The organism is Streptomyces sp. NPDC059649 (genome assembly GCF_042734445.1).
Lineage (GTDB): Bacteria > Actinomycetota > Actinomycetes > Streptomycetales > Streptomycetaceae > Streptomyces.
In genome coordinates, this window is the sequence record NZ_JBHWDV010000082.1 from 1 (window position 1) to 24603 (window position 24603).

A 24603-nucleotide genomic window follows, 5' to 3' on the forward strand; every position below is an offset into this window, starting at 1 on the left:
GCGAGATAGCCGATGGCGGAGGCCCCGACCGGATTGTTCGGCGGCCGGTACAGGCGCTTCTTCGACTCGGGCAACAGATACAGCCCGGAAAGGAAGAACGTCATCGAGGCATTGTGATCCCGGGCGAGTTTGCGGAACCGGGGGAAGAGCCCGTTGCCGACCTCGCCTGCTCCGTCCCAGGAGAAGACGACGAACTGCGGCGGCTTCTGCCCCGGCTCCAGCCGCTCCGGCCTGGGCGGCTGCTTCGGCTGCTTTCCGGTGTACGCGGTCGAGCCGTCGCCTATCGGCTTCGCCTGCGCCCCCATTCCGGGCTCGGTTGCCCGGGCCTTGGTCCCGACCTTGTCGGAGGCCGACGATCCGAAGGTGGAGCAGCCGGCGACGGACAGCGCCGCGGCCGCGCCCGCTCCGAGTCCGAATATCCGGCGGCGGCTGAATTCACGCATGACGATCCCATCGGCTGTGGTTCGACGTTCTGGTAAGTGGGGTGTGGGCGCCCGGAGAAGCGCACAACCCAAAGAGAGGAGGAGGCGGTTACGCAGGTTCCGCTGCGCTCCCGAGAGCCGGGAGCCCGGCGTTCCGCACTGCCCCTCACCCCACGACCTTTGGACGCGTACGACTCTCGCGGCGATCACTAGCGCACCGGTAACGCCCCACTAACAACCGCTGCCGCATGTCGACCGGCTCCTCGTCCACACCTGTGGACGGCCGAGGCCGAGGAGCCGGCCGGCCCGTCCACCGGCCGCGGTCCGCCCTCAGGAAATGAGCCGCGGCTTTCTGTTATCCGGCCAGGGCGGGAGGATCCCCAGGCATGGACGACCGATTGCACAGCGAGGAAGGAAGCCGGAACGTGAACCCACATCCTGGAGCAGCGACTGTGGTGGCCGCGCGTGCTGGGGATCAGCAGGCGCAGGACGAGCTGGTGACCGGCTTTCTGCCGCTGGTCTACAACATCGTGGGCCGCGCCCTTCGCGGCCATGCCGATGTCGACGACGTGGTGCAGGAGGCCATGCTCCGCATGCTGCAGGGGCTCGACGGGCTGCGCGATCCCGACCGGTTCCGCTCCTGGCTGGTGGCCGTGACGATGAACGAGATACGCCGGCACTGGCACCGCCGGCAGGCTTCACCGGCCGATACCAGGGTCGACGATGTCGCCGAACTCGCCGATCCCGCCACCGACTTCGTCGATCTGACCATCTTCCGCCTGGGCCTCGCCGGTCAGCGCAGGGAGGTCGCCGAGGCGACCCGGTGGCTGGACGAGAACGACCGCGCACTGCTGTCGCTGTGGTGGCTGGAGGCCGCGGGCGAGCTCACCCGTGAAGAGGTGGCCATCGCCATGGAGCTGTCGCCGCAGCACACGGCGGTGCGGGTGCAGCGGATGAAGATCCAGTTGGAGACGGCCAGGGTCGTCGTGCGCGCGCTGTCGGCGGAGCCGCGCTGCGAGGAACTGCTGGCCATGGTGGCCCACTGGGACGGCGTCCCCTCCGCACTGTGGCGTAAGCGAATAGCCCGGCACGCGCGGGGCTGCGCGGCGTGTTCGGGGTACTGGATCGGCCTGGTGCCGGCGGAAGGACTGCTCGTCGGCCTCGGCCTGGTGCCGCCGGCGGCCGGCCTGATCTGGCTGGTGTCCGGCACGCACGGCGCGTCCGTCGTCACCATCGCCTCCGTCGCCCACCAGCAAGCCATCACCGCCCAGCAAGGCATCACCTCGCAGTCAGGCATCACCGCGCAGCCGGGCATCACCTCGCAGCAGGGCATGGCCTCCCCGCACGGCGTCGCTTCCCCACAAAGCATGGCTTCCCCGCAGGGCGTCGCCTCCCCGCAGGGCATGTCCGGCAACGGCGGCGAGCAGGTGGTCAGGGCGGCGGTACGGCGGGGCGCGCATCGTGCGCACAAGCCGCGCGGGGGCGTCCGCCGGATCCTGCAGGCCCGCCCCCGGGGCGCGGGCGCGGCCGCCGGAGGCGCCGCGGTGACCGCCACCGCCGCCGCGGCCGCCTTGTCCCTCGTTCTCGTCCCCTCCGGTGGCAGCCACGACACCACGAACACGGCAGCCGCGCCCCGGAGCGTGCCCGCGACGGCCTCCGCGAGCTCGCCCGGCCCGGAACCCTCGGCCCACCGTTCCGCCAGCACGCCCCCCGCACGTCCCAAGGCCGCGCCGAGCCGCCGGGCGTCCACCGCGGCGAGCCGGGACGAACGGCCCGCCCGCCCGCCGCTGACCGCCTCGCCGACCCCGACCCGGACGCCGACCCCGACGCCGCGGGCGAGCCGCACGGTCGACCCCGCCCAGCAGGTCCTCGCCCTGATCAACAAGGCGCGGGCCGACCACGGTCTGCCGCCCTACACCCTCACCTCAGGCCTCACCCGCAGCGCACAGGCCCACAACACCGTGATGGACGACGGCTGTGGCCTGTCCCACCAGTGCCCCGGTGAAGCGGCGCTGGGAGACCGGGAGACCGCCCAGGGCGTGCACTGGGGAGCGGCCGGAGAAAACATCGGCCGGGCCTCCGCGGGGCCGGACCCTCAGCAGATCGCCGACGCCGCCGTGGGCCTCACGCAGTCCATGCTGGACGAGAAGCCGCCCAACGACGGCCACCGGCAGAACATCCTCAGCACGGCGTTCCACCACGTCGGCATAGGCATCCACCGCGACGCCGACGGCACCGTCTGGCTCACCCAGGACTTCTCCGACTGACTCCGCCAACTGCCAGGGCGGGACGGGGCGGGGCGGCCGGGTGCCCCACGCGCCACTTTCCTGTTATCCGCCCCCACCCGAGCGATCTCCCCTACATGTCAGGTCCCTGACAGCGCGCAACACACTCTCCCCCCAAGGAATGAGGACATCGATGAGCCACGGTTCGCACCGGTGGAAGGCGATGAGCGGCAGGTCGCGTACGGCGATCGCGCTTGCCTCGGCAGGCGTGCTCGGCGCCGTCACCATCGGCGTGTCCTCGGCGGCCACCGGGACGACCGGCACCGGGACGACCGGCCCCCGGACCACCGCCGACCACCATCCCGCCACCCCCAAGGCGTCCCAGATACCCCCCACGGCGTCCGGAAAGCCGAAACGCTTCGCCACCGGCGCGGTGCCGTCCCGGGAGAAGTGGCGGGCGGCCGTACTCGGCAAGACCCTCAAGCCCAGGCTGGCGGCGCTCGCGCCCGGGGCCGTGGCCGGAGCGACGCCTTCGACGAGCCAGCCGGCCCTTCCCGAAAGCGTCGACCTGAGCAAGTACGCGCCCGCTCCCGGCAACCAGGGCCAGGTCGGCTCCTGCGCCGCATGGGCCGTCGACTACACGGCGTACGGCGTCCTGGAGCGCGAGCAGAAGATCTCCGGCGGACCCCAGGCACCCATGTTCACCTACGCCCAGGTCGTCAAGGGGCAGCCGCGGGGCACCTCCTTGGCCGATCACTTCCGGATCGCGATGAAGCAGGGCGTCGACGCCAAGTCCCACTACTGGCAGGGGGACTTCGACTACACCAGCCAGCCCACGGCCGGCGAGACCCGCAACGCGGCGAAGTGGAAGCTGTCCGGGTACACCCCGCTGCACACCGGAAGCCGCCTGAAGGCCGAGGTGAAGGCGGCCCTCGCCAAGGGGCTGCCGGTCACCGTCGCGATGCCGGTACACAACAGCTTCTTCGCCGTCACGCCCCGAACGGCCGCTTCCTACACCTACTCCCCGACGGCCGGTGACCCCATGGCCGGCGGGCACGCGATGGCCGTCATCGGCTACAACAGCAAGGGAGTCCGGGTGGAGAACTCCTGGGGCGCCGGCTGGGGCGACCACGGATTCATCAACCTGTCCTGGAAGGTCCTGACCGACCAGACATGGGAGGCCAACGCGGTAGGCAAACTCATCAAGCGCTGACCCCCACGCCCACCAAAACACTCCGCACACCCCCCACCCCCAACCCCCCCACCCCGGAGGCCCCGGTCACCGACCGGGGCCTTCGGGTCTCGCCGACGACGCCCGGAAGAATCAACGGAGCCGACCAGGCCGAGCAGTTGGGACGGCTGTCGTAGCCGACTGAGATCCTGTACCGGTGCTGATACCAGGATTCGAGAACGCCCCTCTTGTCGCGGGTGAGGAACTGCTGGCACTGCCGGGGTTCTGGGCGGCCTATCTGATGTGGCTGAGCGCGACAGCGGAATACGACCCCGTTCCGGAATGGTTCGGAGTCGACGGAGCCGATGCGGACGCGGCTTACGAGGCACTGGTCGACGAGGATCGGTGGCCGGTCTTCCGGATCCCGTTCGCGGGCGGCCACACCGCGGTGGTCCTCGGCTACAACCTGCCCGATGACCCGGGCACGGAGTACTTCATCACCCACCCCGCGTGGGGACGGCACGGCCAACTGGCCACCCTCGGCGGCCACCAGACGGGTCCGGGACTCTCCTGGAGAGAGCTCACGCACCTCGCCCGTACGCCCGACCGCAGCGCCCCGGGAGTCCACGCCGAACACGCCCGCCTGCTCCTGTTGCTGCCCACGCTCGGCGACCAGGACATGCCCGAGAACGCGGCGGCCGTACTCGGCGACGCGTTGGCGAAGGCGGGGATCCCCGCGACGCTGGCTCCGGGCCTCGCGGAAGCGCTCCTCGCGGACCACCCCTTGTGGGAGCCGGCGAAATGGACCCTCCCCGCAGCCTCCCCGCTCTCCGGCGGCCAGGAGCCGTTCCGCGGAATCCTCCACTGCGACGGGCCCACCAGCCCGCGCTGCGGCACGCACCTCGCCCAGGGCATCCCCCGAGAGCAGAGCGACCGACTGGCCCACGCACTCGGCACCTGGCCCACCGCATGAACGGCCGCACGCAGCCCAGGCCGTTGACCTACGGAATCACGCGGGGAGTGGGTGACGGGACGCGGGGAGCGGGTGACGGGAATCGACACCGTTGACCCACCGGACAGCTCCCATGGAGCACCTGCGCTCGCCGAGCATCCGCGCTCGCCGCTCGCCGAGCAGCCGCGAGGGGGCCTACGTCACCCCTTGTCCTTCTTCACTTTGTACAGTTCGAGATCCCGGTTCACGAACAGGTGCACATAGCCGCAGTTCCAGCAGATCAGCCCGGTCGCCGACTCGTTCGCCCAGCCGAAGCCCATGATCTCCATGCCGGAGCTGTTGAGCTTCACCTCACGGTCCCGGAACAGATCGCCCTGACAGAAGGTGCACTTGATCCACACCTTCCCGACAGCCGCACGTACAGGCTTGGCCACACCGACACCTCTCCCAGAGCAACCGGAGTGGCGCAACCGTCTCGCACCCACCGTGCAGCGGTCAGCATAGTCAGCGCCGCTCCGGCCGCCCTCGACGAGGGCCCGGCCCCTGGCGACCGAGGGGATCGGCGTGGTCGCCCTGCCCGTAGCAGTGCATCCACATCGCGACAGGCCGGTGAGACGGCGGACCCGGGCGCCCGTGATGTGCGCCCGTGCGCCCGGTGATGCGGCAACTCCTCGTCCGGAGCAGTGGAACAAGGGGAGTTGTCGGCTCGCGTCCCGGGGCAGTGCCGGGTTCGTCAGCCGATGGGGTTGACGAAGGTGGCCGGGTGGGTGGCGCCGCGCTGGTCGACGAGCGTGCCCCAGGGCCACTTGATGGTGATCGCCTTGGTCTCGTTGGGCGGGGTGACGTCGGCGAAGGCGGGCTGGTAGAAGCCCTTGTCCTCCTTGGTCAGGGCGATGTTGATCGTGAAGTCGGTGCTGTCCCCGGGCCCCAGGGTGATCGAGCCGTGCTTGGCCGACGAGCGGACCAGCGACCAGCGCTCGCCGCCGTTCTCGGACTTGAGGTCCACGCCCGGGAAACCGCCGATCCTGCAGGTGCGGCTGCCCTTGTTGGTCAGGACGACGCTGGTGGTCGTCGCCCCGCCCGCGTTCGGGTCCGGGATCGCGTCGCCGCCCGTGGCGAACGCCGCCTTCAGGCCGGAGGTGTGGCAGCGCTCGACACCCGAGCCCGCCCCACCACCGCCGGTGGCGTGCGCGCTGCCGGACCGCTTGGCCGCAGCGTCCGTCTTGGGGCCCGCCTTGGCACCGGAGTCCGCCTTGGCGTCGGAGCCCTGCGCTCCGGCCGAGGAGCCCGCACCACCGGCCCCGGAGGAGCCCGCACCGCCGGAATCGGTGGACCCGCCCGCCTCCGTCCTGCCCGCGGGCTTGGAGGCAGCGGCGTCCGAGCCGGAGCAGGCGGTCAGGGAAAGCGCCGCGGCCGCGGTCAGGGCCGCGGCGGCCACGCGCAGGGTGCGGCGGCGGGCGGTGCGGACAGTGGTGTGGGTGCTCATCTCGGGTCCCCCGGGCGGTCGGTGTCGCGGTTTCCTCGGTACGTCACCCACTCTGCTCGCGGCCGCTATCGCCGTGCTGCCGTGCCGCTAACGTCCGGCAAACGCGGGTGTGAGCAGGGAACGGGGCGGGCTGCGCGACAGAAACCGGAGGCCGCACCGGATCAGGATCGATCGGGCACGTAGCGGGCGCGAAACGCCTGGCCCGGTCCGGACGACACGGAGGCCCGGCCGGCGAGCCAGGACATGGTGCGTTCGATGGGCCCGGGGGCGGGCCAGGCTGTGAGGGCGGGGACCGGCGGCGGACGGGGGCCGTTGGGGGGCCGCGGACGGGGGCCGTGGGCGGGGATGTTTCGCGCTCGCGCGAGGTGGGGATGAAGCCGCTACCGAACCAAACGGGCTGCCCATCCCTTCTCGGGGGTGCGCAGCCCGCCGTGTTGTGGTGCTCTGCGGCCTGTGGCCGCGGCTGTGGTGTGTGGTGCCCCGGACAGGGATCACCGGTCCTGTGCCCTTCCCCGCGCAGGGGTGTGCCGGGCCCCGGGCGGCCCCCGTCCAAAGGGGTCCACATGAATACCCACGTTCAGGCGCCGTGCCCGGAACTCCTGTGCACGGCTCTCCTCCCCGGCCAGGCGCAGCCGGCCGCCGAGGCGGGGGCGGTGAACCGGACGGCGGTGCCGGTGCGCACCTTCCTGGCGGTCACGTCCATCCCCGTCGGCAGCAACCCGGTCGGGCTGGCGTTCCTCCCCAACGGCGACCTCTACGTCGCCAACTCCGGGTCGAACAACGTGTTCACGATCGACACCGCCACGGACACCGTCATCGGCGCACCGATCCCCACCGGCACCACACCGGCCTGGCTGACCGTCGCTCCCAACGGCAACGCCTACGTCCCCAACAACATCTCGAACAACGTGACGGTGATCGACACCGCCACCAGCACCGTCCTCACCACGATCCCCCTCAGCGGCGGGCCCGCCGCGGCGACTGTCATTCCCAGCGGCAACGTCTACGTCAGCCGCTTCGGGGCGAACAGCGTGCAGGAGATCAACACCACCACCAACACCACCGTCGGCGCCGCGATCCCCACCGGCAGCGGCCCGGTCGGGATCGCGGTCGCCCCCAACGGCAAGGCCTACGTCGCCAACCGGAACGGGAACAGCGTGACGGTGATCAACACCGCCACCGCCACGGTCATCACCACGATCCTCGGTTTCACCCAGCCGAACTTCGTGGCGATCGGCCCCAACGGCAACGCGTACGTCGCCAACATCGGCTCGAACAACGTGTCCGTGATCGACACCACCACGGACACGATCATCACCAGCATCCCCGTCGGCACCAACCCGTGGGGCATCACGGTCGGCCCCGACGGCAACGCCTACACGGCCAACCGCGGCTCGAACAACGTGTCGGTGATCGACACCACCACCAACACCACCATCGGCGCCCCGATCGCCGTCGGCAGCCAGCCGATCGCCCTGGTGGTCGCGCCCAACAACAAGGTCTACGTCACCAACATCGCCGGGGCCAGCGTCAGCGTCATCCAGTTCGACCCGACGATCAGCAGCATCACCCCCAACTCGGGGCCCATCACGGGCGGCACGGTGGTGACGATCACCGGCACCAACCTGACCGGGGCGAGCGTCGACATCGGCGGCAACCCCGCGACCGGCGTGACGGTCAACTCCACCGGTACGCAGCTCACCGCGACCACTCCGCCCGGCGCGGCCGGTCCCGCGGACGTCACCGTCACCACCCCTGGTGGCAGCACCACTCTGGTGGGCGGCTTCACCTACTTCGTCCCCGTCCACGCCACCTCGCTGACCGCGACCCCGGCGCTGACGAAGCTGTTCCCGCCGCACGTGTACTTCCCGTTCCTGACGGCCACGCTGACCGACCAGGTCACCGGCCTTCCGGTGCCCAACCAGCCGATCCTCTTCAAGGCCGGCAGCAACGTCCTCGGCATCGCCAACACCGACGCCCAGGGCGTCGCCCGGGTGAACGAGACGCTCACCCTGACGCTCATCCTCCTGAACGGCGGCTATGAGGTCAGCTTCGCCGGCGCGGTCACCCCGACGGCCATCCTGTCCCCGTCCAGCGACAGCGCCCCGGTCATCGAACCCTGACCCCCAGTCGCTCCCCGGGACGGCTCCGCCACCCTTCTGTGCACTCCCAAACAGGAGCGCACAGAAGGGCCTCCCAGCACCGGAGAGCCCCGCCACCCGTCATACATGACGTGACGTGAACGGCTCGTCAACCACCCGCTCGCCGTGGGCTCTTGGGAGAGACGGGCCACGCGGAGGTCACGCCCGCCCCGAAGAAGTCTCCACAACAAACCAGCCCCAGGCCGCTGACCTGGGGCTTCTGCATGGAGCGGGTGACGGGAATCGAACCCGCGCCCTGAGCTTGGGAATCAGGGGGCTTTTGGGCGCCTGGGGTCTGTCTGACCTGCGGAGATGCCGTCGCTGGGGGGGGGGAGCTGGTCCCGGTTGCATCCCTGCCCCTTGTTGACCGCTGTTCACCGCCCCGTCCGGCACGGAAGCGGCATGTCGGCTCGGCAAGGTGTCAGTGCCGAGCAGAGGAGGGTGGAATCCGGACCGTGCGGAGCTGCCGCTGGGGCATGCTCCGCACGGCTGCGGGCGTCGTCACGGCATCCACAGTGCGCCGAAAACGTCTGCTCACCTGCCCCTCACGGGCGGGACGGCGGCTGATCTGGCGATTTCTTCCTCGTCATGCGCTTCCCACCAGGTCGTCGGGGGGCCACCGGGCGCGGCCATCGGCCATGAAACGTGCAGGTCGGCTGGGTTGGGCGGGCTGGACGGGGCGGCAGGAGGGCGTGCTCGGGTGTGGGGGCGGGCCTGGTTGCGGATGCCGGAGCGGGTTTCGTGCGGGCCCAGGCTCTGGGGGTGGCGGCGGACGGATTTCACGTATGCGGCGATCAGGGTCAGGCAGGCGGCTGGGGGCAGCAGCAGGACGAACACTGACGCCGGGTCTGCCGAGAGGCTCCGGCCAATGGCATCGTTGGTGATGTCGATCAGTACGGAGGGGTCGGCGGCGATGGCGAGGACCATACCCGTGGCGAGACATGCGAGCACGAGGGGAGGGCTCAGCAGCAGGGCGCGCAGTGCGAGCCTGGCGGGGGTCGGTCGTGCGCCGTCCTGGGTGACCAGGCGCAGCAGCAGCACGTGTTTGCCTGGCGTGGCGCCCGTCAGCCATGGGATGACGACGAACCACAGCGCGAAGGCGAACGGCGCGGCGCAGAGCACCGCCTGCTCGCGGAGTTCGGAATAGGCGATGCCCACCATCAGGCAGCCCAGCACGGTGACGCCGGTCGCGTCCACGATGAGGGCGACGAGGCGGCGGCCGAAGGGGATCTTGCCGGAGGCGAGAGCGCGGTCGTCGAGGGTGTCCAGATCGGGCAGTGCGCGGGCGAGCGGTCCGGCGATGACCCAGCCGAGGGTGGCGCCCGCTGTGTTGACGATGAGGTCGTCGACGGCGAAGAGGCGGTAGGGGCATGCGTAGAGGCCCCAGAGCCCGGTGTACTGGGTCAGTTCGAAGAAGAGTGAGGCGGTGAATCCGGCTGCCGTGGCGGCGGTGAGGCCGCGCCGGAAGTGCATCCGTACGAAGGCCCCGAGGGGCAGCAGCAGGATCAGGTTGAAGAGGGTCTGCCAGAAGGCGGGGTTGTGCACTATCAGTGCGTTGAGGGTGGCCTGGTGGTGTGCCTCCTTCCAGATGTCGGTGACGGCGACGCCCGGTGTGAGCTGGGGGTGGGCGAAGGTCGGGTAGGCCTTGCAGACGTTCACCGAGGGTTTCGGCAGGGGCACGATCGTCATGTAGAAGGCGGTGAGCGCGTAGTAGGCGGTGCCGTAGAGCGACAGCGCCCGCCAGCGGGTCATGACGCCGTGCCGCCGGTAGAGGACGATCGCCGTCGGCACGAACGTCACGAAGGCCAGCGCGGGGAAGAGCAGCGCGGCGGTTCCGATCGGTAGCAGGTACGTCGCGTTCATGTTGTCCCAGTCGGTTTCGTATCTGCCGTGCGGGCATGTGCAGGCATGTGCGGGTAAGCCATGGCGCTCTCGGGTCCTAGTGCGCCTGGACGGCTCGGAGCATGTTCAGCCGTGCGGCCCTGCGGGCCGGCCAGATGGCCGCGAGCACTCCGATCAGCAGCGCCAGTGCCAGGAAGAGCCCGAACTCGGCCCACGGCAGGGCCGTTTCGTACATCGGCATCGACGTCGTCATCAGGCTGCCTGTCGCCCAGGCGAGGAAGGTGCCCGTGCCGATGCCGAGGAGCGCGCCGAAGAGGGAGATGACCACGGATTCGAGCCGGACCATCTGCTTGATGCCCGCGCGGTCGAGTCCGATGGCGCGCAGCATCCCGATCTCCCGGGTGCGCTCGAAGACCGACATGGCCAGGGTGTTGACGACGCCGAGGACGGCGATGACGACGGCCATGGCGAGCAGTCCGTACATCATGTTGAGGACGATGGTGAGGGAGCCGCTGTCGGCCTGGATGATCTGTTCTTGGGTCTGGACCTTCAGCAGTGGGCTGTTGCCCAGGGCCTCGCGGATCTTCTGGTCCAGCCCTGCGCCCTTGCCGGGCTCGGCCTTGACCAGGACGTTGTCGAGCTTGCCGGCGCTGGTGCCGGTGGGCGGCAGGGTGTCGGACACGGTGCCCAGCGCGTCGTACACGGCACGGGTCTTGGCGTAGACGCCGACGACCTTCAGCTTCTTCTTGTCCGGCTTGCTCGTTCCGCTCCCGCCGGAGTCCATGTCGGCGTCGATCGTGTCGCCGACGTGCAGTAGGGCCTGCTGTGCGAACTCGTCGGAGACCGCGATCCTGCCGGGGCCGATGTCGCGCAGCGAGCCGGCCTGGAAGTCCAGCTCCACCGCCTTGCCGAACGCCTTCGGGTCCGTGCCCGTCATGGAGCCGAACGAGCCCTGGGTATCGAGGTTCGTGACGGCGACGGGGGCGGCCGCGGCGACGCCCGGCAGCTTGGCGATCTTGTCGGCGGTGCTCGTGTCGAGACCTCGGGCGGAGCTGTTGGAGACCTTGTAGTCGGCGGCCAGCCCCTGGGTCGCCTCCTCGTCGAGGGCCCGCTGGGCGGAGTGCCCCCCGACGGTGAGACCGGTGATCAGAGCGAGGCCGATCATCAGGGCCGACGCGGTGGCGGCGGTACGCCGCGGGTTGCGCAGGGCGTTCTCCTTGGCGAGCCTGCCGCGGACGCCGAAGAAGCGGGTGGTGACCTTGCCCGCCAGGGTGATCAGCGGCCGGGAGAGCAGCGGGGCCAGCACGATCATGCCGCCGAGGGTCAGGGCGGCGCCGAGCATCGCGATCATCAGGTTCGACTCGGCGCTGGTCCTCAGCGTGGAGACGTAGAGCATGACCAGTACACCGAGCCCGGTCAGGAGCGCCCCGAGAACGTTGCGGACCCTCAGGGAGCGGGCGGGCGGCGCCAGCCCGGCGCTGCTGAGCACCGCCACGGGCGCGATCCTGGCGGCCTTGCGGGAGGGCAGCCAGGCGGCCAGGACGGTCACGACGACGCCGACCGCCAGCGACGACAGCACGGCCGCGGGCGAGATGACCAGGGGGCCGTCGGGCAGGTCGGCGCCGCCGGTGCCGAGCAGCGGGCGCAGGGCGGTGGCGATGCCGAGGCCGAGGACGAATCCGGCGGCGGAGGCGCCGAGTCCGACGAGCGCGGCCTCGATGAGGACGGAGCGTACGACCTGGCGGCGCGAGGCGCCCACCGCCCGCAGCAGCGCGATCTCCCGGCTGCGCTGGGCGATCAGCATGGTGAAGGTGTTGACGATGAGGAACACGCCGACGAACAGCGCGACCCCCGCGAAGGCCAGCAGCGTCTTGGTCATGCGCGTGGTGGTGTCGGCGATCTGCCGGGACTGCTGGGCGGCCAGGTCGGGGCCGCTGATGGCCTGGGCACCCTCGGCGGGGAGCAGGGCCTGTACCTGGGCGGTCAGCTCGCGGTCGTCGGTGCCGGGCTTGGCCGCGACGACGATCTCGTCGAATCGGCCGGGCTTGTGGAACAGCTGCTGCGCGGTGGCGGTGTCGAACAGCGTCAGGGTGCCGCCGGCGGTGATGCGCGGGTCGTCGGTGGCGACGGTGCCGACCAGCTTCTTGGTCAGGGCAGGTCCTTCGGTGGCGAAGCGCACGGTGTCGCCGATCCGGTAGCCGGCCTTCTGCGCCGTCTTCGCATCCAGCGCCAGCTCGCCGTCACCGGAGGGGCCCCGGCCTTCCTTCAGCGGATAGTGGCTGTCCTTGCCGTCCTTGCCGGGCAGGTAGTTGGTGGCCAGGTTCTGCCAGCTGCTGTCGGCGTTGACCGGGCGGCCGTCCTTGCCGGCCAGCGTGGCCTGGCCGTTGACGGTGGGGCGCACCGAGTCGACGCCGGGCAGCGTGCGGATCCTGTGTGCCAGCGCGCTGTCGAGGGCGGCGGTGCGCCCGCCGTCCTGGCCGTCGGCCGTACCGGCGCCGGGCGGCGCCTCCGTACCGGCGCCGGGGGACGCATCCGCCCGGACGGAGACGGCGACGTCCTTGAGGCTCTGGGCGGAGGCGTTGCGGAAGGCGCTCGCGGTGGTGTCACCGAAGACGAGGGTGCCCGAGACGAAGGCGACGCCGAGGAGGACCGCGAGCGCGGTCATGATCAATCGGGCTTTGTGCGCAAGGACGTTGCGCAGGGCGGTACGCAGCATGGCGGTGGTCCTGGAGGTATGCGGCGGGAGCTACGCGGTGGAAGTGCGTAGACGCGAGGTATGGCGGGTGAGGGGGGTGAGGTGTGCGGCGCGAGGGGCGGGCGTCAGCTCGTCCGGCCCTTGGTGTCGAAGTGCCGCATCCGGTCGAGGACGTCTTCGGCGGTGGGGGCGGCAAGTTCGTCCGTGATGTGTCCGTCGGCGAGGAAGATCACGCGGTCCGCATAGGACGCGGCCACCGGATCGTGGGTGACCATCACGACGGTCTGCCCCAGCTCCCGTACGGATTCCCGCAGGAAGCACAGGACTTCGGCGCCGGCCCGGGAGTCGAGGTTGCCGGTCGGCTCGTCCGCGAAGATGATCTCCGGCCGGCTCGCCAGCGCGCGGGCCACGGCGACCCGCTGCTGCTGTCCGCCGGAGAGCTGTGAGGGACGGTGCTGGAGCCGTCCGGCCAGGCCGACGGTCCCTACGACGAGATCCAGCCACTGCTGGTCGGGCTTGCGGCCGGCGATGTCCATCGGCAGCGTGATGTTCTCGAGGGCGGTCAGCGTGGGCAGCAGGTTGAACGCCTGGAAGATGAAGCCGATCTTGTCCCTGCGGAGCCTGGTGAGCTGCCGGTCGCCCAGGCGGGCGAGCTCGGTCTCTCCGATCCGGGCGGAGCCCCCGGAGATGGAGTCGAGCCCCGCCATGCAGTGCATCAGGGTCGACTTGCCCGAGCCGGACGGCCCCATGATCGCGGTGAACCGCCCGCGCCCGAACTCCACGGAGACCGAGTCGAGCGCGACGACACGGGTCTCGCCCTCGCCGTAGACCTTGCTCAGTCCGGTGGCGCATGCGGCGGCCCCAACAGGAGCTGAGGTCGGGTGAGTTGGGGATGTGGCGGTGGCTGCGTACGGCAGGGGCGGGTGCGGCATGGGGACTCCTGGAAGGGGGTTCGACGTACCTCCATCGTGGTTGCGCAGAGGGCCGGATCCGTCGCCTTCAGGTCCTGGATCAGCGGCCTGCCGAAGGGCAGAGCCGCCGGGCGGGCGTATGCCTCGCGGAAGACGGTGCCTCTGCCCAAAGGAAGACCCCGCGCTGACCGAAGCCCCCGCACCCGAGGCGCCCCGTGCTCAGCCCGTCAGGCCCGCCTGGTGGGCGAGCAGCGCCGCCTGGACCCGGCTGTCCGACCCCGTCTTGTCCAGGATCGACCGGACATGCGTCTTGACCGTGCCCACGCCGATGCCGAGCCGCTTGCCGATGTCGAGGTTGGACAACCCCTCGCCCAGCATGGCCAGCACCTCGCGCTCGCGGGCCGTCAGGCGCGCCAGCCGCTGGTCCGGCGCGGCGGCCCGGACACCTGCTGCGCCGCCGCGCAGCATCCGCTGGATGACGGTCCCGGTGACTCCGGGCGAGAGGACCGCGTCCCCGGCGGCCGCCGCCCGTACCGCGCTGATCAGCTCCTGCGGGCCCTCGTCCTTGAGCAGGAAGCCGGTGGCGCCGGCCCCCAGGGCCCGCAGGACGTTCTCCTCGTCGCCGAAGGTGGTGAGCATGACGACCTGCGGGGCGGGGTCGAGCACCCGCAGCCGCTCGATGGCGGCGAGTCCGTCGAGCACCGGCATCCGGATGTCGAGCAGCACGACGTCGGGCCGCTGCTCGGCGGCGAGCCGGACGGCCTCGGCGCCGTTGGCGGCCTCGCCGACCACGTCGATGCCGTCGGCGTGCTTGAGGATCAGCCGGACGCCGTGCCGGATCATCTGCTCGTCGTCGGCGAGCAGCACCCGGATCGCGGAGTCGGCCGCGGAGGCGGTGGAGTGGGCCTGGTCAGTCAAGTGTCCTGCTCCCATGGGGCGGTTACGGTTCGGTGACCACGGGCACGGTGAAGTGGTCGATCGTGATCAGGATGTCGGAGCGGAAGCAGTAGCGGACCATCTGCAGCCGCCCGCCCTTGGCCTGACCGTCGACCCACGGGTACATGCAGTCCTCGGCGGACCGAGGGCGCCGCGGTTCCCGGCCGGCGGCGGCTGCCCGCACCACGTCGTAGTCGGAGATCCCCTTGCTCTCCAGCTGGCCCCGGGTCATCCCCACCCGGGGCTCGAAGGGTTGGTATTCGGGGTGCGGCTTCGCCTTGTCCATCAGGATCACCCCGAACAGCATCATCGCCCCCACGCCCACCAGGCCGAGCAGCCCGGTGGCCGCCCTCGTCAGGCCCTGCTGAAGGCTCCGGCGCCGTCGGCCGGGCCGGGGCCGGACGGACGCGCCCGGCAGCCCTTCCTCGTCCGGCGCCGCGTCCGCCGCCCGCGCCCCGGGGGCCGGGCCCGCGGTGTCTGCCGGGTCGGCGGGGATGTCGGCCGTCACGCTGAATCCGCCGCCCGGCGTCGCGCCCGCCTCGAAGGTGCCGCCCAGCAGGGCCACCCGCTCCCGCAGGCCGGTCAGTCCCCGCCCGGAGCCCAGCCCCGTGGTGGAGGTGGGCGGTACGGGCGGAGCGCCGTTGCGCACCCGGACCTTCACCCGCTCCCCGGCGTGGGTGACCACAACCGTCACATGGGCCCCGGCCGCGTACCGGTGCACGTTGGTGAACGACTCGCGCACCACCCGGTGCACGGCCCGCCGCACCCGGGCCGGCCGTGCGTCGAGATCGTCCCCCTCCCAGGAGAACTCGACGGGAACGCCGACACCACGTGACTCCGCCACCAGTGCCTCGATGTCGGAACGGGTGCCGGTGGCGTCGGTCAGTGCGTCGGTGCCGGTGTCCCGCCCCAGCGGGCCCAGCACCCCCAGCGCCTCGCGCAGCTCCCGCATCGCGTCGCGGGTGGCGCAGCGCACCAGCGACGCCTCCTCCCGCAGCTCGGGGGCCTGCTCCTGCAGCGCCATCTCCAGGCCGCCCGCATGCAGCGAGATCAGACTGAGCCGGTGCCCGACCAGGTCGTGCATCTCCGCCGCGATACGCGACCTCTCGTGCAACCGCGACTCGCTGTCGGCCAGCCGCCGTGCCTCCTCGGCGGCGGCCGTGCGCTCCCGCAGTGCCCGCACCAGCTGGTCCTGCTGCCCGCGCGCGGTGCCGACCAAGCCCGGTACCAGGACCGTGGTCGCGGCGAGCACGGCACCGAGCGCGAGCCCGTACGACCTGCTGCCGAGCCCGGTGACGGGAGCCGACGCGAAGCAGACCAGCATGGCCGTCGCAAGCCCCGCGAGCAGCAGCACGGCACGCCGTCGCCGCGCCTCCGTCTGCCGGGCCGCGGTGTACGAGGCCACCGCGGTCAGCAACCCTGTGGTGGGCAGCACGCCCATCAGCGCGGACAGCCCCAGCACGCTCCCCGCCGGGAACCGGCGCCGCACCAGCACCAGCCCGATCCCGGCGAGCGCCAGCACCACCATGACCCAGCCGTCGAGCGTCATACCGAGCATCGACGGCACACCCCGGTACCAGTCCAGCACCACGTAGGTGAGCAGCACCAACAGCCCGCCGAGGATCGCCTCACCCACCGCCCGCCACAGCTGCCATCCCTGTTCTCCCGGACCCGCGAAGGGGCCCCGGGCAGACGGACGCGGTGCGGAGGCCGGTGGAGCACTGAACGACATACCACCGATTGTCAGGCCCGCTAGCGCCGGAATCCTGCGACCTACGGGGGACTGTCCCTCTACCGGAAGGCAGAGGGACAGCCGCCGGTGCGGCGGAGGTGTGACGGCCACCATGCAGCGACCCCGACCCCGACCCCGGCCCCATGCGGCCGCGGCATTAGCGGTGCATTAGCTCGTCATTAGCGGTCCGGCAGCGCCTTGGATCACGCTCGAAGCACAACGGACCGACCGTGCACGCCCCCTCTCGGGATGGGGCGTGCACCAGCAGACGAGGGAGAGACGGAAACATGTCGCTCGCCACCAAGACCCTCCGCCGCGGCCGCCGGGTCGCCGCCGGATCGCTGATCGCCGTCACGGCGCTCACGCTCACCGCCTGCCAGAGCGGGAAGGACTCCGCGGCCCACTCCTCGTCGGCTTCCGCGCCCGCAACTGCGGTGACCACTCAGGGGGGTTCCTCCGAAGCCGCCGGGTCCTCGTCCGGCGCCGGGGCCAAGTCCGCCGACGGCAAGGCGGCCCACGCGCCGAGCGCGTTCCAGGCCCACACCTCGACGATGACCGCAACGGACCGCTGCACCGCGGACAACCTGTCGCTGAGCCTGGGCCGCACGGACATCGGCGCAGGAAACATCCACATACCGCTGGTCTTCACCAACAACGGCAAGCAGACCTGTTCGCTGCGCGGCTTCCCCGGCGTCTCCCTGGCGCTCAAGGAGGGCACGCCCGTCGGCAAGCCCGTCACCCGCTCGGGCGCCGCGGGCGGCACCGTCCGCCTGAAGCCCGGACAGAGCGCGCATGCCGTGCTGCACACCGTCAACGACGGCGTCTCGGACACCCCGTGCTGGTCCACGGCGCAGCTGGTCCGCGCCTACCCGCCCGGCTCCAAGAACACGGTGACCACCGGTACCGACGGGCTGCGGGTGTGCGGCGGACAGTTCGACGTGACGTCGGTGAAGCCCGGCGCCACGGACTGACGGCGCCGCCCTGCTGTGAGGATTCTGAAGAGCCTCCGCCTTTGGGGAGAGGAGCGGTAGTCCGTGAGAGGGACACGTCCGCAGTGGGTCTGCCAATGGGCAGGCGGCATATACCCGCCTTGAGAGCGACGAATACGGGGGTGCTCCGCGGCCACGATGGTCGGGAGTCCTGCACCCCTTACAGGAGCACTCATGTCGCAGCCCGCAACTCCGTTTGACGGCCTTCGGCTTCTTTCGGCCGCCGCCGCCCGCGACCGGAGATCGTCTTCGCGGACGGGCCGACCGGCAGCCTCGGCTCCCGTTCCGGCGCGGAGATCCTCGGCTTCCTACGGGAATCCGTACGCGAGTTGGGACAGACGGTCGTGATGGTCACCCACGACCCGGTGGCCGCTCCCTACGCGGACCGGGTGGCTTCCTCGCCGACGGACGGCTCGCTGACGAGCTGCCCTCGACGCCAGGACCGCCTGGAGGGGCGGCTACCGGATCGGCGACAGCGGCCGCTTCGCCACCCACAGGCCCGCCCTGAACAGCCCCAGAGCCATCTGAATACCGGCGCGGCCGACCAGCCGCCGACGCCCGAGCAGTTCCCGACAAGTAAATGGAGATCCGCGTGTCCACACTTCGCACCGCCCCTGCTCGTCGAGGCTCACGGAAGGGCGCGCTGGTGACGGGCGCCCTCGCCACCGCCTTCCTCACCGGCATCTCGCTGGTCGGCTCCTCCACCCCGGCCCACGCCGAGGACGGCAACACCTACTTCAAGACCGAGCAGGAAGTCACCGACTTCCTCGCACAGAGCGCGCCCCTGAACCAGAACGAAGCCATCAAGGGCTACCCGGTCAACGGTCAGGACGCGCAGCAGATCAAGCTCGACGACGTCAAGAAGGTCTACTCGCCCGATCAGGCACTCAAGGACGTCTCGTCCAAGCTGGGCAGCGGATTCGACCTCGCACAGGCCGTCCCCACCGAGGGCGGTCCGTCCGTCACCACCGAGGATCCCGACATCCGCCGGAGCAGCAGCGACGACAAGGAGCCGTGGTTGGACAACTGGGATGCCAAGTCGATGTGCGGCCAGCCCAGCCACAACCCCGGCGGCGACCCGATGCCCTGCGGCTTCGTCGGCGTACTCGACCAGAAGTACCCGCTCATACAGACCTCGTCAGGGGTGATGGGCAAGGCGTCGTTCGACTACAAGTTCGGGGCCACCGTCGGCCAGGACACCAGCCAGACCAGTGGCTGGTCCGTCGGCGGAAAGGTCACCTCGCAACTGAACACCCCCGGTGGCCCGGGCGGCGGGAACGCCGGTACGGAGCTCAACTTCACCTACAGCGAGTCGACCACCACCACCAACAAGTGGACGACCATGGTGGAGCAGACCAACAAGTACGAGGTCCCCGACGGCGTGAACGGCCGGGTCGAGGGGCGCGCCAACGGCGGTAAGTACATCGGGTACATCGTCTACAAGCTCGACTTCACCAACGCCGACGGCGTTCGCAAGCAGAAGATGGTCCTCATCCCGGCCCGCGTTCTGATCCAGGCACCCGGCAACTCGGTCCCGATGACGTTCGTCAAGCGCCAGGGGTAGCAGCGCACCTCCCCTGAACCACCTGGGGTGGCCCCGCGTCCTGCGGCGGATTCGCACGGGGCGGGGCCACCCTGCAGCTTCGAGGGAGTGCTTGCGGCTGCCAACTCGGTGCGTTGATCGGCCTCTTGTGGCACGAATCGGTCTCTTGTGGCACGCGAATGGCACGCACCCCAAAAATGGTCTGGACAAAAACCAAGCCCCAGGCCGCTGACCTGGGGCTTCTGCATGGAGCGGGTGACGGGAATCGAACCCGCGCTCTGAGCTTGGGAAGCTCATGTTCTACCATTAAACTACACCCGCGTGATTCCGCCTCGTCCGAGAGCGGAACATCGTCGCACACTCTACCCCATCGCCGCCCCGCGGTGCATTTGGCATGTCCGGGTGGGGGTGGGGAGAGCGCTGGCCCAGGGGGGAGCCCGGGGAGATGCCCGGGAGTGCGGCCGCGGGTGTGTCCGGGAGTGCGGCCGGGGGTGCCGCCGGGTGGGATGCGGGTGTGCGCGGCGGGAGTTGGGGCGTACGGTGGGGGCTCGGAGTGCCGCGTGTGGTGGCGCCCAGTTCATCCCCTAATGTGGCTTTTGTTGTCCACGCAGTTGGGAGAGGGACTTGATGGAGCGCACCGTCGTACGTTGTGCCGAGGGCCACGTGTTCAGCACCGCTTCGTTCCCGATGCAGACCACCGACCGGCTCGGTCCCGGACGGCTGTTGCGCTGCCCGCGCTGTGCGCGGCTGCGGCATGCGGTGCCCGTCGAGCACGCGAAGCGGTAGTGATCAACCGGTAGTGGTGGCGTGATGGCGATCCTCGCGGAGAGCGCGGTCGTGATCAACGCCGAGGGTGGTCGCGGGGGGTCGCGGTCATGAGCACGTCGGGTCGTCGGGCGCGAGTGGCTTGATCGTCCGAGGGGCCGCTGAGAAGCGACCGAAGATCAACTGAGAAGCGACCGAGAAGCGATCGAGGATCGGCTGAGGAGCGACTGAAGATCGTGTGAGGAGCGACTGAGGGTGGTGGGCCCGGTCCCTGGTGGGGCCGGGCCCTCGTCGTGCGGTGGGGGTGGTGCGGGCGCGTATCCTCGTCTGCGTGCTTCTCTCAGACAAGGACATCCGGGCCGAGATCGATGCCGGCCGGGTGCGCATCGATCCCTATGACGAGTCGATGGTGCAGCCGTCCAGTATTGACGTGCGTCTCGATCGCTTCTTCCGGGTGTTCGAGAACCACCGCTACCCGCACATCGACCCCGCCGTCGAGCAGCCCGACCTGACCCGTGAGGTGGTTCCGGAGGGGGACGAGGCGTTCATCCTGCACCCGGGTGAGTTCGTGCTCGCCTCGACGTACGAGGTCATCAGCCTGCCCGACGACATCGCCTCGCGGCTGGAGGGCAAGAGCTCGCTGGGGCGGCTCGGGCTGCTGACGCATTCCACCGCCGGGTTCATCGACCCGGGGTTCAGCGGGCACGTGACGCTGGAGCTGAGCAACGTGGCCACGCTGCCGATCAAGCTGTGGCCGGGCATGAAGATCGGGCAGCTGTGCATGTTCCGGCTGACCTCGCCGACCGAGCACCCGTACGGGAGCGAGCGGTACGGCTCCCGCTACCAGGGGCAGCGCGGTCCGACGCCGTCCCGGTCGTTCCAGAATTTCCACCGCACGAAGGTGTGAGGTCGGCCACGGCGGCGGGCGTGCGCTCCCGGGCGCACCGGCCACCGTGGGCCGGGCCCGCGTCGGGGGGCGAAGCCGGGGTCGTGGGTCGAAGCCGAGTGCGTGGGTCGAAGCCGAGGCCGTAGGGCGAAGGCCAGGTCGTAGGTCGAAACAGAGAAGGTCTGAGAGAGATTCGTGAGTGACGTGCGGGAGAACCTGACGTACGAGCGGTTCGGTGGGGCGGTCCGCGAGCTGGCGCAGACGATCGCGGACGACGGGTACGAGCCGGACGTCGTGCTGTCGATCGCCCGGGGCGGCGTGTTCGTCGCGGGCGGCCTGGCGTACGCGCTGGACTGCAAGAACATCCACCTGGTGAACGTGGAGTTCTACACCGGCGTGGGGACCACCCTGGAGATGCCGGTCATGCTGGCGCCGGTCCCGAACGCGATCGACTTCTCGGAGAAGAAGGTACTGATCGCCGACGACGTGGCCGACACGGGCAAGACGCTGAAGCTGGTCCGCGACTTCTGCCTGGAGACCGTGGCCGAGGTGCGCAGCGCGGTGATCTACGAGAAGTCGCACTCGCTGGTGAAGTGCGAGTACGTCTGGAAGCGCACGGACGACTGGATCAACTTCCCGTGGAGCGTCGAGCCGCCGGTGGTTCGGCGGGAGGGGCAGATCCTCGACGCGTGACCCGGTGGATTTCCGGTAAAGGGCTTACGTAGCAAGGGAGTTGGCTTCGGCCGGCTCCCTTGTTCGTTGGGTTCCTGGCTCCTGCGTGCGTGGGGGTCTTCCTTCGGTGCGCGTCTTTCGGCCAATGGCGTGCCTGGTGTTCCGCCGGAGCTTACTTGCGAGTACAACCCGCGGTAACAGCAGACCGGAGGGGAGGCCGCAGGGTGCGTACGAGATGCGTGAGACGTGCGGGGCACGGGTGGCGCGGGTTGCGGGGCGCACGGGGCTTACGGGGTGCGGTGGTCGGCTCGGCCGCGGTGCTGGGGGTGGTGTTCACCCTGGCGGCGGGCGGCGGGGCGAGTGCGGCCGGCGGGGCCGTGGGCGGTACCGGCCGGGCGACGATCACGGCCGCCACACCGCTGCCGCCCGAACTGGAGAAGATCCGGGCCCAGGAGGCGGTCAAGCTCTACGGGGACCCGGCCGAGCGGCCGCTCGCCGAGCGCAAGACCTCGTTGATCTCGCTGGGCGACAGCGAGATCTCCGGCGAGGGCGTCGGCACCTACGAGCCGGGGACCGACGGGCCCACCAACTGGTGCCACCGGTCGCCGGACGCGGCGATCCACCGCACCGGCATCGCGGCCGACGTCACGTACAACGCCGCCTGCTCGGGCGCGTACAGCGGGAACATCGTCATCGGCGGCAGCAAGCAGTACGCCGATGAGCTGGTGCAGAGCGACAGCCTGGCGATCGCGGCCCGGAACACCCGGCTGAAGATGGTCCTCCTGGTGGCCGGCGCCAATGACGACCTGCAGTTCGGGCCGGTGATGACGGACTGCGTGGAGCACTGGTTCCTGCTCCAGGGCACCTGCGAGCCGAAGTACCGGCCGGGGTGGCAGGCGCGGGTCGACGGACTGGTGCCGAAGATCGAGCGGACGCTGAACGACCTGCGGACCGTGATGCGGAACGCGGGGTACGGCGACGGCGACTACCGGCTCGTGGTGATGTCGTACCCCAGCCCCATCGGGCCGGACGTGGAGGACAATCCGCACTTCCCCGGGAAGCTGCCGGGCGGCTGCACGGGCTACACCTCCGACGCCGGCTGGGGGCGCAACGCCGCCGTCCCGGCCTTCGAACGGGGCATCCGGAAGGTCGCGCAGGACACCGGTGTGACCTACCTCGACGCCTCGCGGCTCTTCCACGGCCACGAGGTGTGCATGGAGGACACCTGGGCGCGCGGACTGTACGTGAACCTCACCAACCCCTTCCCGCCCGACTCCAATTCGGTGCGGCAGTCCTTCCACCCCAACGCGCGCGGGCACGCGGCGTTCGCCTCCTGCCTGACCCAGCTGTACGCGGCACCGGGTCTGCGCGAGGCGTCCTGCACGGACCCGGCGAGCACCGGGCGGCCGAAGCTGTACCCGGGTGCTTGGGACGACGCGTACCGGCCGCTGCGGAACGCCGCCACCGGCAGCTGTGTGGACGCGACCGGCGGGGCCAGCCGCAACGGCACGACGGTCGGCGGCTGGGACTGCAACGGGCAGCGCCACCAGGACTGGTGGTACGACGGCGAGCAGCGGTCGGTGCACGTCGGGCTGACCCAGGACCGGTGCCTGGACGTGCCCGGCGGACGGTACGAGCCCGGGGCCGGGCTGCTGCTGTGGAACTGCTCGGGCGCGGCCAACCAGCAGTTCGCCCGGCCGGCCGACGGCACGATCCGGCCGGTCGCCGCGCAGTCGCTCTGCCTGACGCTGGACGGCGCCAAGGAACCGTTGCGGCTGCGCGCATGTGACGGATCGACGGGCCAGCGCTTCGCGTAACGGCCGCTGCCGGTACGGCGATTGCGCGCGGTGCCCCGTACGACGAAGGGCCCGTCCCGGAGCGGAGTGCTCCGGGACGGGCCCTCGACGTGGTGGCCGGGCCGGTCGTCGCCTACAGCGTGCCCAGCTTGAGCAGCGCCAGCAGCGCGACCAGCTGGATCGCGGAGGCGCCGAGCGCCTTCGGCCACGGCAGGTCGTGCGACTTGCTGACCATCGAGGTCAGCAGGTAGCCGGTGGCGAGCCAGGTCAGCCAGCCCAGGACCTGGACGAGCGGGGAGTCGCCGCCGAGGAACATCGCGAACAGCAGCCGGGGCACGTCCGTGATCGTCATGATCAGCATGGCCAGGCCGATGGTCGGCTGCCAGGCGCCGTCGCCGCCGAGCTGGCGGGCCAGGGTGTGGGTGACCGCGCCCAGGATCAGGCTGCCGATGATGAACATCACGGCGGTGATCAGCACCCAGGGGATGCTGTTGGAGAGTGTGGCGTTCAGCACGTCCTCACGGGCCTTGTCGAAGCCGAAGACCGCGAGCAGGCCGTAGACGAACGTGACGGTCAGGGCCGGGCCCCAGACCTGGTGGTCCCGCATCTGCCAGAACGTCGGCTCGGGACGCAGCACGATGCCGGAGAGCAGCTGCTTCCAGTGCAGCCGGGGGCCCGACGGCGGGGCGGAGGACTGACCGGCACGGTACGTGTCGCCGGCGGCGTACTGGCCGTCGGCGGGGCCGTTGCCGTACTGATCGGGGTACGGGCCGTAGGCGTCCGGGGCCTCGCCGATGCTGAACTGGCGGGTGGCGCCGGGGTTGTTGTCGCCGCCGTACGGGGCGTAGCCGGCGTCGCCGAAGTACTCGGGCTCGCCGTACTGCTGCGGTTGCCCCTGGGGCCCGCCGCCGTGCTGCTGCCACTGCCCGTGAGGTGGCGGCGCGGCCTGCTGCCCGTACGGCCCTTGCTGCCCGTACGGCGCCTGCTGCGCCTGCCCCTGGTGCCCCTGCTGTCCGTTCTGCGCGGGGCGGGCATCCCGTCCGCGACCCATCCTGAATCCAGCCACGCCTTCGAAAGTACCTGGTCCCCGCGGGCCGGGTGGCCGAGTGGGGAGATGGGGGTGCGTTTGGGGCTGAGCTGTGACAGTTCGCTGCGCTTGGCTGTCGGCCCACGTACCTGGCTTTCCCGCCGTGGGGGTTGCTCTCGTCGCGCGCTGTGCGGCGCCCCGTACGTAGCCGTCTGCGGCGCCGGCCCTCCGGACTTCGTCCTCGGGGCCGGCCCCTCCCGTGGGTGGGGGAAAAGGTGAGTGGGGGTGGGACTGAAAGGGTCAGTCGCCCCCAACAGAAGGGGTATGGGTAGGTGAGACGGGTCACGCTTAGCCACAGCGGACGCTTGCGGCGGGAGGCGGGGGGGTGGGGTCGGTGGGCGACGTTACCGAA

The 24603-nt window shown here is 70.7% G+C and carries 18 protein-coding genes, 1 tRNA gene and 2 pseudogenes; 11 read left to right on the forward strand and 10 right to left on the reverse strand.

Annotated features, from left to right (window positions below; all coding sequences use genetic code 11):
• Positions 1 to 443, reverse strand: a pseudogene (locus tag ACFV1J_RS38120) (hypothetical protein); the annotation flags it as partial.
• 365 nt (positions 444 to 808) lie between these two features.
• Between ACFV1J_RS38120 and ACFV1J_RS38125 the strand changes: the two are divergent.
• From ACFV1J_RS38125 to ACFV1J_RS38135, 3 genes are all read left to right on the forward strand, one after another.
• Positions 809 to 2689: a sigma-70 family RNA polymerase sigma factor gene (locus ACFV1J_RS38125; protein WP_385866192.1), complete on the forward strand. Its 1881-nt coding sequence runs from the start codon at positions 809 to 811 to the stop codon at positions 2687 to 2689.
• A gap of 151 nt (positions 2690 to 2840) precedes the next feature.
• Complete coding sequence (locus tag ACFV1J_RS38130) at positions 2841 to 3860, forward strand: C1 family peptidase (protein ID WP_385866194.1); 1020 nt, start codon at positions 2841 to 2843, stop codon at positions 3858 to 3860.
• A 175-nt stretch (positions 3861 to 4035) separates the two neighbouring features.
• Entirely contained in the window at positions 4036 to 4791 is a 756-nt protein-coding gene (locus ACFV1J_RS38135; protein WP_385866196.1) for a hypothetical protein, read from the forward strand.
• 179 nt (positions 4792 to 4970) lie between these two features.
• Here the strand turns inward: ACFV1J_RS38135 and ACFV1J_RS38140 are convergent, their stop codons facing one another.
• Together ACFV1J_RS38140 and ACFV1J_RS38145 are read right to left on the reverse strand one after the other, a co-directional pair.
• A complete protein-coding gene (locus ACFV1J_RS38140) occupies positions 4971 to 5204 on the reverse strand; it encodes a hypothetical protein (RefSeq protein WP_261956868.1) in 234 nt (77 codons plus the stop codon).
• A 299-nt stretch (positions 5205 to 5503) separates the two neighbouring features.
• Positions 5504 to 6256 (reverse strand): DUF4232 domain-containing protein, encoded by a 753-nt coding sequence (locus ACFV1J_RS38145; protein ID WP_385866197.1) that lies wholly within the window; start codon positions 6254 to 6256, stop codon positions 5504 to 5506.
• 563 nt (positions 6257 to 6819) lie between these two features.
• Here ACFV1J_RS38145 and ACFV1J_RS38150 point away from each other — a divergent pair.
• On the forward strand, positions 6820 to 8379 hold the full coding sequence (locus tag ACFV1J_RS38150) for an IPT/TIG domain-containing protein (RefSeq protein ID WP_385866199.1): 1560 nt from the start codon (positions 6820 to 6822) through the stop codon (positions 8377 to 8379).
• A 552-nt stretch (positions 8380 to 8931) separates the two neighbouring features.
• On the opposite strand, the gene ACFV1J_RS38155 is transcribed toward ACFV1J_RS38150, so the two are convergent.
• From ACFV1J_RS38155 to ACFV1J_RS38175, 5 genes are all read right to left on the reverse strand, one after another.
• Positions 8932 to 10260 carry a VanZ family protein gene (locus tag ACFV1J_RS38155; protein WP_385866201.1) on the reverse strand — a complete coding sequence of 443 codons (1329 nt, stop codon included), beginning with the start codon at positions 10258 to 10260 and terminating at the stop codon, positions 8932 to 8934.
• 76 nt (positions 10261 to 10336) lie between these two features.
• Complete coding sequence (locus tag ACFV1J_RS38160) at positions 10337 to 12955, reverse strand: ABC transporter permease (protein ID WP_385866203.1); 2619 nt, start codon at positions 12953 to 12955, stop codon at positions 10337 to 10339.
• A 104-nt stretch (positions 12956 to 13059) separates the two neighbouring features.
• Positions 13060 to 13866 (reverse strand): ABC transporter ATP-binding protein, encoded by an 807-nt coding sequence (locus tag ACFV1J_RS38165; RefSeq protein WP_385866205.1) that lies wholly within the window; start codon positions 13864 to 13866, stop codon positions 13060 to 13062.
• A gap of 198 nt (positions 13867 to 14064) precedes the next feature.
• Positions 14065 to 14778: a response regulator gene (locus tag ACFV1J_RS38170; protein ID WP_385866206.1), complete on the reverse strand. Its 714-nt coding sequence runs from the start codon at positions 14776 to 14778 to the stop codon at positions 14065 to 14067.
• Between the two features lie 7 nt (positions 14779 to 14785).
• Positions 14786 to 16513, reverse strand: coding sequence for a sensor histidine kinase (locus ACFV1J_RS38175; protein WP_385866207.1), 1728 nt, complete (start codon positions 16511 to 16513; stop codon positions 14786 to 14788).
• A 287-nt stretch (positions 16514 to 16800) separates the two neighbouring features.
• On the opposite strand from ACFV1J_RS38175, the gene ACFV1J_RS38180 reads away from it, so the two are divergent.
• The 3 genes and pseudogenes from ACFV1J_RS38180 (at position 16801) to ACFV1J_RS38190 (ending at position 19066) form a co-directional block, all read left to right on the forward strand.
• Entirely contained in the window at positions 16801 to 17484 is a 684-nt protein-coding gene (locus ACFV1J_RS38180; protein WP_385866210.1) for a DUF4232 domain-containing protein, read from the forward strand.
• 251 nt (positions 17485 to 17735) lie between these two features.
• Positions 17736 to 18010: pseudogene (locus ACFV1J_RS38185) on the forward strand (ABC transporter ATP-binding protein); the annotation flags it as partial.
• Positions 18011 to 18094: 84 nt separating this feature from the next.
• Positions 18095 to 19066, forward strand: a complete 972-nt coding sequence (locus tag ACFV1J_RS38190) for a hypothetical protein (protein ID WP_385866211.1) — start codon at positions 18095 to 18097, stop codon at positions 19064 to 19066.
• A 226-nt stretch (positions 19067 to 19292) separates the two neighbouring features.
• On the opposite strand, the gene ACFV1J_RS38195 is transcribed toward ACFV1J_RS38190, so the two are convergent.
• Positions 19293 to 19366 (reverse strand) — tRNA-Gly (locus ACFV1J_RS38195).
• Between the two features lie 303 nt (positions 19367 to 19669).
• On the opposite strand from ACFV1J_RS38195, the gene ACFV1J_RS38200 reads away from it, so the two are divergent.
• The 4 genes from ACFV1J_RS38200 to ACFV1J_RS38215 all read left to right on the forward strand — a co-directional run bounded on the left by ACFV1J_RS38200 (position 19670) and on the right by ACFV1J_RS38215 (position 23185).
• Positions 19670 to 19831 (forward strand): hypothetical protein, encoded by a 162-nt coding sequence (locus tag ACFV1J_RS38200; RefSeq protein ID WP_189858909.1) that lies wholly within the window; start codon positions 19670 to 19672, stop codon positions 19829 to 19831.
• A gap of 310 nt (positions 19832 to 20141) precedes the next feature.
• A complete protein-coding gene (dcd, locus tag ACFV1J_RS38205) occupies positions 20142 to 20717 on the forward strand; it encodes a dCTP deaminase (RefSeq protein WP_385866214.1) in 576 nt (191 codons plus the stop codon).
• Positions 20718 to 20891: 174 nt separating this feature from the next.
• Positions 20892 to 21389, forward strand: coding sequence for a phosphoribosyltransferase (locus ACFV1J_RS38210; RefSeq protein WP_310728449.1), 498 nt, complete (start codon positions 20892 to 20894; stop codon positions 21387 to 21389).
• Positions 21390 to 21667: 278 nt separating this feature from the next.
• Positions 21668 to 23185, forward strand: a complete 1518-nt coding sequence (locus ACFV1J_RS38215) for a ricin-type beta-trefoil lectin domain protein (protein ID WP_385866217.1) — start codon at positions 21668 to 21670, stop codon at positions 23183 to 23185.
• 112 nt (positions 23186 to 23297) lie between these two features.
• Here the strand turns inward: ACFV1J_RS38215 and ACFV1J_RS38220 are convergent, their stop codons facing one another.
• Positions 23298 to 24215, reverse strand: a complete 918-nt coding sequence (locus ACFV1J_RS38220) for a Yip1 family protein (RefSeq protein WP_385866219.1) — start codon at positions 24213 to 24215, stop codon at positions 23298 to 23300.
• Positions 24216 to 24603: the final 388 nt, after the last annotated feature.